The sequence below is a fragment of the Rhizobacter sp. genome (genome assembly GCF_031412075.1).
GTDB lineage: Bacteria > Pseudomonadota > Gammaproteobacteria > Burkholderiales > Burkholderiaceae_C > Rhizobacter.
In genome coordinates this window covers 1-11,207 of the sequence record NZ_JANOCG010000072.1, presented here as the reverse complement: position 1 = coordinate 11,207, position 11,207 = coordinate 1, and the positions used below count along the sequence as shown (strand labels likewise).

12 protein-coding genes are annotated in these 11,207 nt (G+C 66.6%); 1 reads left to right on the top strand and 11 read right to left on the bottom strand.

What is annotated here, in order from left to right:
* The 4 genes from RMO40_RS02740 to RMO40_RS02725 all read right to left on the bottom strand — a co-directional run.
* On the bottom strand, window positions 1-441 hold a 441-nt coding region (locus tag RMO40_RS02740; RefSeq protein ID WP_309715963.1), incomplete at its 3' end, for an SDR family NAD(P)-dependent oxidoreductase.
* Window positions 438-1,121, bottom strand: coding sequence for an LPS export ABC transporter periplasmic protein LptC (gene lptC, locus RMO40_RS02735; RefSeq protein WP_309715959.1), 684 nt, complete (start codon window positions 1,119-1,121; stop codon window positions 438-440). The genes lptC and RMO40_RS02740, both read right to left, overlap by 4 nt.
* Window positions 1,108-1,680, bottom strand: coding sequence for an HAD hydrolase family protein (locus RMO40_RS02730; protein ID WP_309715954.1), 573 nt, complete (start codon window positions 1,678-1,680; stop codon window positions 1,108-1,110). The genes lptC and RMO40_RS02730 overlap by 14 nt, the downstream gene beginning before the upstream one ends.
* Window positions 1,680-2,681 (bottom strand): KpsF/GutQ family sugar-phosphate isomerase, encoded by a 1,002-nt coding sequence (locus tag RMO40_RS02725; protein WP_309715951.1) that lies wholly within the window; start codon window positions 2,679-2,681, stop codon window positions 1,680-1,682. The genes RMO40_RS02730 and RMO40_RS02725 overlap by 1 nt, the downstream gene beginning before the upstream one ends.
* Window positions 2,682-2,770: 89 nt before the next feature.
* Here RMO40_RS02725 and RMO40_RS02720 point away from each other — a divergent pair, with 89 nt between their 5' ends.
* The gene (locus RMO40_RS02720) at window positions 2,771-4,771 is read left to right on the top strand and encodes a monovalent cation:proton antiporter-2 (CPA2) family protein (protein ID WP_309715948.1); all 2,001 of its coding nucleotides are present in this window, start codon (window positions 2,771-2,773) and stop codon (window positions 4,769-4,771) included.
* 86 nt (window positions 4,772-4,857) lie between these two features.
* Here the strand turns inward: RMO40_RS02720 and RMO40_RS02715 are convergent, their stop codons facing one another.
* From RMO40_RS02715 to rpmH, 7 genes are all read right to left on the bottom strand, one after another.
* Window positions 4,858-6,303 carry an alpha/beta hydrolase gene (locus tag RMO40_RS02715; protein WP_309715945.1) on the bottom strand — a complete coding sequence of 482 codons (1,446 nt, stop codon included), beginning with the start codon at window positions 6,301-6,303 and terminating at the stop codon, window positions 4,858-4,860.
* A gap of 214 nt (window positions 6,304-6,517) precedes the next feature.
* On the bottom strand, window positions 6,518-6,985 hold the full coding sequence (locus tag RMO40_RS02710; protein ID WP_309715942.1) for a cyclic nucleotide-binding domain-containing protein: 468 nt from the start codon (window positions 6,983-6,985) through the stop codon (window positions 6,518-6,520).
* 116 nt (window positions 6,986-7,101) lie between these two features.
* Window positions 7,102-8,466: a tRNA uridine-5-carboxymethylaminomethyl(34) synthesis GTPase MnmE gene (mnmE, locus tag RMO40_RS02705; protein WP_309715940.1), complete on the bottom strand. Its 1,365-nt coding sequence runs from the start codon at window positions 8,464-8,466 to the stop codon at window positions 7,102-7,104.
* 14 nt (window positions 8,467-8,480) lie between these two features.
* A complete protein-coding gene (gene yidC, locus RMO40_RS02700; protein WP_309715937.1) occupies window positions 8,481-10,238 on the bottom strand; it encodes a membrane protein insertase YidC in 1,758 nt (585 codons plus the stop codon).
* Window positions 10,235-10,537, bottom strand: coding sequence for a membrane protein insertion efficiency factor YidD (yidD, locus tag RMO40_RS02695; protein ID WP_309715934.1), 303 nt, complete (start codon window positions 10,535-10,537; stop codon window positions 10,235-10,237). The genes yidC and yidD overlap by 4 nt, the downstream gene beginning before the upstream one ends.
* 8 nt (window positions 10,538-10,545) lie before the next feature.
* A complete protein-coding gene (locus tag RMO40_RS02690; RefSeq protein WP_309715966.1) occupies window positions 10,546-10,989 on the bottom strand; it encodes a ribonuclease P protein component in 444 nt (147 codons plus the stop codon).
* A gap of 50 nt (window positions 10,990-11,039) precedes the next feature.
* Window positions 11,040-11,174, bottom strand: a complete 135-nt coding sequence (rpmH, locus tag RMO40_RS02685; RefSeq protein WP_047486751.1) for a 50S ribosomal protein L34 — start codon at window positions 11,172-11,174, stop codon at window positions 11,040-11,042.
* Window positions 11,175-11,207: the final 33 nt, after the last annotated feature.

The following is an 11,207-nucleotide window of genomic DNA, read 5'->3' as shown; positions in this document are numbered from 1 at the left end:
CAGGCCACGGATGCCCGCCACGCTGGCGATGCCCACCAGCGTGCCCGAGCGGCGCGCGCGCATCGGGGTGACGAAGGGCTGGAAGGTGGCGGCCATGCCGATGTTGTTGGTCTCGTAGACGCGGCGCATGACCTCGATGTCGCTCTGCACTGCGGTGTCGATGCCGATGCTGATGCCGGCGTTGGCGATCACCACATCGGGCACGCCCTGCGCAACGATGCAGGCGCGCCCGGCGCCGGTGATGCTCTCGATGTCACACACGTCGGCCCCGTAGACGGCGTAGCGTGTCGTGTCGAGGCCTTGCGCCTGCGCCCAGGCCTGCAGCTCGGCCGCGCGGCGTGCGACCAGCGCGAGCCGGTAGCCCGCGCGGTAGAAACGCAACGCCAAGGCCTGGCCAATGCCACTCGACGCACCGGTGACGAACAGCAGCGGTGCGCTCATGGTTTTCCTTTGGGAGAGAAGCTCGCGCGCATGCGCCCGCTGAACTGGATCAGTCGGTCGAGGTGGCTGTATTCCATGCCCTCGGCATGCACCTGGGTGCCCCCGCGTGTCACCGTCACCGGCAGGTGCGAGCGCACCCGCTCGGTGTCGAGGAAGGCATGCAGGAACTCGCCCTTGAAGTTGATCGCGGCGTCATCGGCGGTCGCTTCGCGCACGATCTCGGCGCCGCCCATCAGCTGCACTTCGGTGCCAGCGCCGTTGGAGATCGCATGGCGTGCAGTGGCCAGCGTCACCCGCCCGTCGGGCGCCACGGCGCGCAGGCGCACGTTGTCGATTTCCAGCGTGTCGGTGTCGGGGTAGTGGCGCAAAGCGTCGCCCTCGATCTGCGCGCGCAAAGGGCCTTGGGGGGTGAAACGCTGCACCGCGAAGTCGCGCATCTCGTAGTCGGGCTCATGGCGCAGTGGCGCTGAGGCGCGCACCTCGCCGGCCAAGGGCGTGTTTTTCACCAGCCACCAGGTGCCCAGGGCCAGCAGGGCCATCATCAAGAGCGGCAGGTAGGACGACAGCAGTTCGACCACCCGCCAATGCCAAGGCTGCCGCACGGTCTGTGCGGACGCGGGCGCGGCTGGCGGTGACAAGGCACCCGGCGCGGTCAGCGAGACAACTTCAGGCAGATCCATCGAGCGTGGTGAGCTGGCCGCGCAACAGCGGCGCGTAACGCCCTGCGGCGGTGAGCAGCAGGTCGCAACATTCGCGCGCGGCGCCATGGCCGCCGCACGCGGTGGTCACGTGGTGGGCGATGGCCTTGACTTCGGCGTGGGCGTTGGCCGGTGCGCAGGCAAAAGCGGCGCGCGCCATCAGCGGCAGGTCCGGCCAGTCGTCGCCCATCGCGGCGAGTTGTGGCCAGCCGAGTTGCAGCGTGGCGAGCAAGGTTTCGGCTGCGGCCAGCTTGTCGTGTGCGCCGTAAGCGGCATGCACGATGCCCAGGTCGGCCACACGCCGCCGCACCGCGGGCGAATCGCGCCCGGTGATGACGATCGGGGTGATGCCGCCTTGCGCCAACAGCTTCAGGCCATGGCCGTCGAGCGTGCTGAAAGCCTTGAACTCTTCGCCGCGCTCGCTGAGGTAAATGCGCCCGTCGGTGAGCACACCGTCGACATCAAAGATCGCGGCACGCACCGCTTGCGCTTGCAGCAGCAGCTCGGGCGCGAACTGGAGCACCGGCGTGATGGCGCGCATCAGATGACCTTGGCCCGCATCAGGTCGTTGAAGCTCAGCGCGCCCACCAGCAGGCCGTTGGTGTCGACCACCAGCACGAGCGTGATGCGCGCTTCTTCCATCAGGTCGGCGGCTTCCACGGCGAGCGCGCTGGGGCGCACGGTGCGCGGCTTCGCGTGCATCACCTCGCGCGCCGTGAGGCCGCGCAGGTCGCGGCCCTGTTCGATGCAGCGGCGCAGGTCACCGTCGGTGAAGATGCCCAGCACCTGGCCGGCGGGGTCGGTGACGATGGCCGCGCCCAGGCTCTTGGCGCTCATCTCGCGCATGAGCTCGGTGAACACCGTGTCGGGGCTCACGCGCGGCAGCGCCTCGCCGGTGCGCATCAGGTCGTGCACGTGGGTCAGCAGCTTGCGGCCCAGGCTGCCGCCGGGGTGCGAGCGGGCAAAGTCTTCTTCGCGGAAACCACGCGCGTCGAGCAGCGCCACCGCCAGCGCGTCGCCCATCGCCATCTGCGCGGTGGTGCTGGCGGTGGGGGCGAGCTTGAGCGGGCAGGCTTCTTCATCGACCGCGCTGTTGAGCACGATGTCGGCGTGTTGTGCGAGCGTCGACTCGGGCCCGCCGGTCATCGCCACCAGGGTGATGCCCAGGCGCTTGAGCGCCGGCAGGATGGCGGTGATCTCGTCGGCCTGGCCCGAGTTGGAAATGGCCAGCACCACGTCACCCGGTGTGACCATGCCGAGGTCGCCGTGGCTGGCTTCGGCCGGGTGCACGAACATCGCGGGTGTGCCGGTCGAAGCCAGCGTGGCGGCGACCTTGCGGCCCACATGTCCGCTCTTGCCCATGCCCATCACCACCACACGCCCCTTACAGGCGAGCACGGCCTTGACGGCCGCCGCGAACTCGGGGCCGAGGCGGGTCTTCAGGCCGAGCAAGGCGCGTGCTTCGATGTCGAAGGTGTCGCGTGCGAGTTGCAGCGCACGTGCGGCGTCAAACGAAGAGGAGTTGGGGGTCTGGGTGGACACGGCGCGGGTCGTCCCCGAGGGGCTCGTCCAGTAGGATGCGGCGATTGTAGGCACGCAGCTTGCGCGACAGCGCTTCTCCCTCGCCGCCCATGGCCTCCACCCTCGAACTGATCCTGTTGTACCTCGTGGCCGCGGTGGCGGGTGTGGTGGTGTGCCGGTCCTTGCGCTTGCCGCCCATGCTGGGCTACCTCGCCGTGGGGGTGCTGATCGGCCCCAATGCGCTGGCGCTGGCCAAGGACTCGGCGGGCATCACCTACCTGGCCGAATTCGGCGTCGTGTTCCTGATGTTCGTCATCGGGCTCGAGTTCAACCTGCCCAAGTTGAAGAGCATGCGCAAGCTGGTGTTCGGCCTGGGCTTCAGCCAGGTGGCGCTGACCATGCTGGTGGCGGTCGCGGGCAATGCGTTGTTGGCGTGGGTGTTCAGCCTGGCGGGTCGCGGCTGGGGCCTGAGCTGGCAGAGTGCGGTGGCGCTGGGCGGGGCGCTTGCGATGAGCAGCACCGCCATCGTCGTCAAGCTGATGGCTGAGCGGCTGGAGCTGGAAAGCGAACACGGCCGGCGGGTGATGGGCGTGCTGCTGTTTCAAGACTTGGCGGTGGTGCCGCTGCTGGTGCTGATCCCGGCGCTGGGCTCGTCGCCCGAGCAGCTGGCCACGGCACTCGCGTGGGCGGCGTTGAAGGCCGCCGCCTTGCTGATGGTGCTGCTGGTCGGCGGGCAGCGGGTGATGCGCTGGTGGCTCACGCTGGTGGCGCGGCGCAAGAGCGAAGAGCTGTTCATCCTCAACCTGCTGTTGGTGACGCTGGGCCTGTCGTGGCTGACCGAACACGCGGGCTTGTCATTGGCATTGGGCGCGTTTCTGGCCGGCATGCTGATCGCCGAGACCGAATACAAGCACCAGGTGGAGACCGACATCCGGCCCTTCCACGACGTGCTGCTGGGGCTGTTTTTCATCACCATCGGCATGAAGCTCGACGGCGAGATCATCCTCGCGCAATGGCCGCTGGTGCTGCTGCTGAGCCTGCTGCCGGTGCTGTTCAAATTTGCGGCGGTGGCCGCACTCGCGCGGCTGTTTGGCGCGGCCACCGGCGTGGCGCTGCGCACCGGCCTCTACCTTGCGCAGGCGGGCGAGTTCGGTTTTGTGCTGTTGACGCTCGCCTCGCACGAGAGGCTGCTGCCCGATAACCTGCAAAGCCCGGTGCTCGCGAGCATGGTGTTGTCGATGCTGGCCACGCCCTTCATCGTGATGTACAGCAACCGCATCGTGATGCGGCTGTCGTCGACCGACTGGCTGATGCAGTCGGTGGCCATGACCTCGATCGCCAAGCGCGCCATCAACACCGAGGCCCACATCATCATCTGCGGCTACGGCCGCAGCGGGCAGAACCTGGCGCGCCTGCTGGACGGCGAACGCATCCCCTACATGGCGCTCGACCTCGACCCCGACCGGGTGCGCCAGGCCGCCGCGGCCGGCCAGAGCGTGGTGTTTGGCGACGCCGCACGCCTGCAAAGCCTGATGGCCGCCGGCCTCGCGCGTGCGAGTGCGGTGGTGGTGAGTTACCACGACACGCCTTCGGCGCTGAAGATCCTGCACCTGGTGCAAGCCCATGCCCCGACGGTGCCGGTGGTGGTGCGCACGCTCGACGACACCGACATCGAGCGCCTGCAAGCCGCGGGTGCCACCGAGGTGGTGCCCGAAGCCATCGAAGGCTCGTTGATGCTGGCCAGCCACGCGCTGGCGCTGGTGGGTGTGCCGATGCGGCGCGTGATTCGCGTGGTGCAGGAGCAGCGTGATGCGCGCTACAGCCTGCTGCGCGGCTACTTTCACGGCGCCGACGACGACACCGCCGACGACCTGCTACAAGCCCGGCTGTTGAGCGTGAGCCTGCCACCCGCCGCGGCCAGCCTGGGTCAGCCGCTCGCCGACCTGGCTTTGCATGCGGTGGGGGTGACGGTGGTGTCGATCCGCCGCGCCTCCGGCGCCGTCATCAAGCCCGAAGACAGCCTCATGCTGACGGCGGGTGACACGCTGGTGCTGTCGGGTCTGCCCGAAGCGCTCTCGTTGGCCGAGAGCAAGCTGCTCGGGCGGGTTTGAAGTGGGTGTGTCTGACCCGGGTTTGGGTGGCCCATGAAAAAGGGGCCCGAAGGCCCCTCAACTCACTCAAGCACGTGCCATGCGCATCATTGGCACGGTGCCGAGAGCACGATGTTCGGGCGCAGCGCGTTGGTGGCTCCGCTCTCGTCTCCCCCCCGGGTGTTGTTGGTGAACGTGCAGCCGTAGTTCGCTGCTGCCACCGTGGCCGGCGTGACCACGTCGTCACCGGCCGGCCTGGCCGCAGCACCACCGGCTTCCCAGGCGACCATGTCGCTGAAGGCCGTGACCTGCTCGGCCACCGTGAAGTCGCAATGGCTCGCGCCACGGATCGCACGCTGCACCAGGTAAGCGCTGTTGCCCTTGGCAGCCACTCGGCGCTGGTAGATCTGCTGCATGCTGAAGGGCACGAACAAATCACCCAGCGTGTGAATCGACACCACCGGAATGCGGAATTCGCCGTTGGCCTTGGGGATCCAGCGCAGGCCGTCGGTGCGCAGGCGGTTGGCGTCGGGCAGGGCCGTCAGCTTCTGCACTGCGGCGTTGATCGCGGCCGAGCCGGCCGTGTCACCGTCGATGGTGTAGGTGAACTGGTTGGTGTCGACGCCGGCCTTGTTATAGATGCCGTTCACCGTGCCGTCGCCACCAAAGGTGCCGTAAGCCGAAGGGAAGCTGCCGCCGAAGGCAATGCCTTGCGCAAACAGGGGGCGCTCGCCGCCGGTGAGGTTCTTGATGATCGACAGGTAACGCTGGCCAGCGGCGGTGGGTGCCGACGGGAAGGTGGTGAACAACGTGCTCGTCACCAAGCCCGAAACCTCCGACCAACGTGCGCTCGGGTAGTTGGGGATACCGGCCACGGCCTGCGCTGCCATCTGCATGGCGCCGAAGGTGTCGAAGAGTTCGGTGTCGCCCATCACGCCGCACATCGGCACGGCACCGTTGTAACGCACCTTGTTGCGGGCGGTCGCGTAGGCCTCGTCTTCGATCGCCGCCGCCGTGATGTGGCCACCCATCGAGTGACCGGTGATGAAGATCTTGGTCGGCGCGGTCAGCGGGCGCGAGTTGGCGCTGGCAATGCGGGTGAACTCGAGCGCCAGCGCGTTGGTGTCTTCCACACCGGCACGCACGTCGTAGTAGTTCTTGCTGTAGCTCGACGCGGCCCAGGCGTAGTTGTTTTGAATCAAATAGCGACGGATCGAAGGGTTCTGAACACCCAGGTTGGGGCCCGTTCCAGCGTAGCCGTGGGCGTACATCACCAACTTGCCGTTCCAGTTGGCGGGCACTTCGACGCGGTAGGCGGCGCCGTTCAAAATGCCGGCCCAGCGGCTGGTGGTGCTCATGTCAACCACGTCGCCGGCATCGGCTGCCATGGCGGTGAACGTGGTGGCCGCGGCGGCCGTGAAGGTGCGCGAGTCTTGCGGGCGCGTTTCTTCGGGGACCGGAGCGGGCGCAGGGTCGTCGCTGCCTCCGCAGGCAACGAGCAGCGCGCTTGTGGCGGCCAAAGCGACAAGGCGCAGGGGGAATTGGGGCTGCATGGAATGAGTCTCCTGATGGCGTTTCTGTAGATGTCGTAGCCCCACCAAGGCGGGGTCCCCTCGAGACTAGCCCGCGCCTCCGGTATGCGATGCACGGAGTTTCCCGTTACACGCCGTCACGTCGGAGACAGTGGGTTCTGCTGGGCGAAACAAGCAGCAAATCTGGCTGAAAGCGACACTCCCGTGGCGCCTTCAGCCAATGCCGCAACAACGATCAGGTCATCGGGGTTTGTTTGCTCAGGCTGGCGCGCATGCGCGTGGCCATCACGCCACCGGCGGCGCGCACCAGTTCCAGCGCGAGGGCCGGCGAGCGCTGGGCCAGCTCTTCAAGGCGTGGGCCGCGCAGGGCCCAGACGATGGAAGGCGTCATGGCTTCGACGCTCGCAGCGCGCGGCCCGTCGATGAACAGACCGGGTTCACCGACCACCGAGCCCGGGCGAAGGATGGCGATGCGGTTGCTGCCCGGGGGGCCGCCGGTCATGAAAACCTGCAGCGAGCCGCGGCCCAGGAAGTACATGGTGCGGTCGCTGTCGCCCTGCTTGATGACGAGGTCACCGGCGCGAATGTCGTGCTGCGTGAGGTAGGGGCCGATGGTGCGCCACTCCTCCGCCTTGAGGCGCGCACGGAAGGCGTCTTCTGTGTTGAGCGTCTGGATGGCTTGAACCAGTTCGTTGAAGTCCATATGAATCTCGGCCGCTGAGTGAGTGGGTGCGGCCTTGCGCGCCGCTGCCGCGGATTATCGGCTCGTGCGCGGTGGCCCACAACCGGGCCTGGCTTCTGCGTTGGTGAGCCGAGGTGTCACTTGCCGATGCAAAAGCGGCTGAAGATCTCGCCCAGCAAGTCGTCGGGTGTGAAGGCACCGGTGATCTCGGACAGCGCGTTGTGCGCCAGGCGCAGCTCTTCGGCGAGCAGATCCAAAGCCGGCTCGGCTGAGGTGGCTTGTGCCTGGGCGGCATCGAGATGCAAGCGGGTGCGTTGCAAGGCCTGCACGTGGCGGGCTCGGGCGATGAACAGGCCCTCGGGCTGCGCATGCCAGCCGGCGAGCTCCAGCAGTTTGTGGCGCAAGGCGTCGAGCCCGGCGCCGGTTTGGGCCGATAGGACCAGGCCTGGCTCATGCGCAGCCGTTGCCAGGTCGCTCTTGTTGAACACATGCAGCACCCTCGCGGCGAGTGGCGCGAGGCGTTGAGCGATCTGCGCATCGCCCGCGTCGTAAGAGAGCTCGCCCAAGCGCGTGAGGTCGTGCATGAAGAGCACTGCGTCGGCACGCGTGATCTCGTCCCAGCTGCGGGCAATGCCGATGCGCTCGACTTCGTCGCCGGCTTCTCGCAGACCTGCAGTGTCGATCACATGCAACGGCACCCCTTCGATCTGGATCGTCTGGCTGACCTTGTCGCGGGTGGTGCCGGGAATGGGCGTGACAATGGCCAGCTCGGCGCCGGCCAGCGCATTGAGCAGCGAGCTTTTGCCGACGTTGGGTTGCCCCGCGAGCACCACCTGGATGCCCTCGCGCAGCAGCGCACCCTGGCGCGCGCGGTCAAGCACGGCGGCCACCTGTGCGGCGATGGCATCGAGCTGGCCGCGGGCATCGGCCTTCTGCAGAAAGTCGATGTCTTCTTCGGGGAAGTCGAGCGTGGCTTCGACCAGCATGCGCAAGTTGACCAGCCGATCGCGCAGGCCGTCGATCTGGGCCGAGAAGGCGCCGGTGAGCGAACGGCTGGCCGAGCGTGCCGCGGCTTCGGTGCTGGCATCGATCAGGTCGCTCACCGCTTCGGCCTGGGCGAGGTCGAGCTTGGCGTTGAGATAGGCGCGCTCGGTGAACTCACCCGGCTCAGCCAGGCGCAGGCCGATGCCGGCACCCGCCTCCAGGCAGCGCGCCAAGAGCAGCTGCAGCACGACCGGCCCACCGTGAGCCTGCAGCTCGAGCACGTCTTCGCCGGTGTACGAGTGTGGGCCCGGGAAGTGGATTGCAATGCCTTGGTCGATCGGCTGGCCCAGCGCATCGACAAAGGGCAGGTAGCTCGCGTGGCGCGCTTTCAGCGGCCGGCCGCAGACGGCATCGATCAGCGGCTGCAGCGTGCGCCCCGAAGCGCGAACAATGCCCACCGCGCCGCGGCCCGCGGCGGTGGTGATGGCCACAATGGGCTGGTGGTGGCGCGGCAGCATGTCCGCGATTGTGGCTACTTGCCGAGCACGCCCAGCTGCTTGTTGATGAACCACTGCTGCGCGATCGCGAGGATGTTGTTGGTCAGCCAGTACAGCACCAGGCCGGCTGGGAAGCCGAAGAACATCACCGAGAACACCAGCGGCATGATCCACATCATGCGGGCCTGGATGGGGTCGGGTGGCGTTGGGTTGAGCCAGGTTTGCAACAGGCTCGATGCGGTCATCAGCAGCGGCAAGATGAACAGCGGGTCTTTGGCCGAGAGGTCAGTGATCCAGCTGATCCACGGGGCGTTGCGCATTTCAACGCTGGCCAGCAGCACCGAGTAGAGCGCAATGAAAAACGGCATCTGCACCAGGATCGGCAAGCAGCCGCCCAGCGGGTTGACCTTTTCTTCGCGGTACATGCGCATCATTTCTTGCTGCATCTGCTGCGGCTTGTCTTTCAGCCGCTCGCGCATTTCCATCACCTTGGGGTTGATGGCTTTCATCTTGGCCATGGAGCGGTAGGCGCTCACGTTCAGCCAATAGAAGGCGATGCGCAACAGCACCACCAGCGCCACGATGGCCCAGCCCCAGTTGCCCAGAATCGCGTGCAGCTGAGTGAGCAGCCAAAACAGCGGCGCGGCCAGCACGGTCAGGTAGCCGTAGTCGCGCACCAGGTCGAGGCCAGGGGCCACGTCGCTCAAGGCCTTGAGCTTCTTGTCTTCTTGCGGGCCGGCAAACAGCTGCGCTTCGTGCGACTTGCTCGCGCCAGGAGCGATCTCGCCCAAGGGCAAGAACATGCCGACCGTGTATTCATTGATGGCATCCGGTACCTTGCCGGCAAAAAACTCACGCGGCTGCTTGTCGCCGACCAGCCAGGCCGAAGCGAAGTAGTGCTGCACGATCGCCACCCAACCGTTGTCGGCGCTCTTGTTGTAGGTGGCCTTGCCCTTTTCCAGGTCGCTGAACTCGATCTTCTGAAACTTGGATGCCTCGGTGTAAACCGCCGGCCCGGTGAAGGTGCCATAGAAGAAGGAGCCACCCGGGGGAGGTTGACCATGCCGCACCAACTGCAGATAGAGGCGCGGGCTGAGTGCATCCGCCGAACCGTTCACCACCTCGTGCTTGACCCCGATGGCGTAGTCGCCTCGCTTGAAGGTGTAGGTCTTGACCAGCTTGACCCCACCGACCTCGGGCGACTCGAAACTCACCTGCAGCTGGTTGGCGCCGTCTTTCAGCGAACGTTCCCCTGGGGCAACGCGCATCACCGTGCGGTGCTCTGGGAGATTTCCAGAGCCCCCGGTAGCAGGCCAAAGACCGGTCTGAGCAATGTAGGGGCGTTCAACGGACTGCTCGAACAACACTACGTTCTTCTTTGCCAGCTTCGGATCCGGCTTGTCGGTGTTGCCCGTGAAGAGGCCCACTACACGATCGACCGCGTCGAGTTGGTACTGTTCTCGTTGCTGCAATAGCTCCAATCGAACCAGCGACCCACCTCGGCTGTCCAGCGTGGCCTGCATCAGGTCGGTGGTGATGGTGATTTTTTCCGACGGCAGGCTGGCGCCAGGTACGCTGGCGGACGAGGCCACAGCCACACCAGAGGCTGCGCTGGCAGGCAGCGGCGTGGCCATGCCGGGTGCGGCGCTCGGGCTGGGCGATGCGGCAGGCTTTGTCGTGGCGGTGGGGCCGAACATCGAGGGCTGCCCGTTGTGCCTGTTCCAGCCATCCCACAGCAAGGTCAGCGACATCAAGAACACCACCCACAGCAGGGTGCGGCGCATATCGGTCATGGGGAAGTCTTTTCGCGGGAAGAGGAGAGGAAGGAGAACAAACCCCCCGGCTGCGCGGGCACCGGGTCATGCCCACCCTCGCACCAGGGGTGGCAACGTGCAAGGCGGCGCAAAGTCAGATAGCTGCCAGCGGCGGCGCCGTGTTGTCGCAATGCCTGCAAGGCATAAGCCGAACAGGTCGGCTCAAATCGGCACGAACTGCCCAGCCAGGGGCTCAGGAAAAAACGGTAGCCACGCACCAGCACGATCAACAGCTGGCGGGGGGTCGACGACAGCGCGAACAACAGGGTGCGAAACATGCAAGCGCTCAGGAAGCCGCCACACGGCGCGCCGCGTCGGCGAGCAAACTGGTGAGCTCTTCACCCGCCAACGCCCTCAGTGCTTCGGAAGAAGCGCTGCTGAACGTCTTGCGCTCGAACGGCGAGCGCAAACGCACGACCCACAAACCCGCCGCCATGTCGGCCTGCTCACCCGCGGCGCGGCGAATCTGCCGCTTGAGCAGGTTGCGAGTCACCGACCGGCGAGCGTGACGTTTGGGCACCACGGCACCCAGCCAACACGCGTTGGGCGGGGAGTCATCCACAGACACGCCGCCTTCAGGCGCCTCGCCTGTTGATAACCCGGTCGAAACCGTCGGCGATCGTGGCTTGGCGGGCTGGCTTGGACGGCTTTCGAGGAAATGCACCGCAAAGTGAGCGCTGCGCGCTCGGATGGGTGACCCGAGCACACGTTCGAAATCGACAGATCGCACGATGCGACCGATCACGGCGTGGCCGGGCGCGGCAACAGGGCCGGCTGGCCTCAGACAGCCAAGCGTTTGCGGCCCTTGGCGCGGCGTGCGTTGATCACGGCACGACCACCACGGGTCTTCATGCGAACGAGGAAGCCGTGGGTGCGAGCGCGGCGGGTCTTGGAGGCTTGGTAGGTGCGTTTCATGGTCGATCCTGCTGAACGGAAAACTGGCGTCCC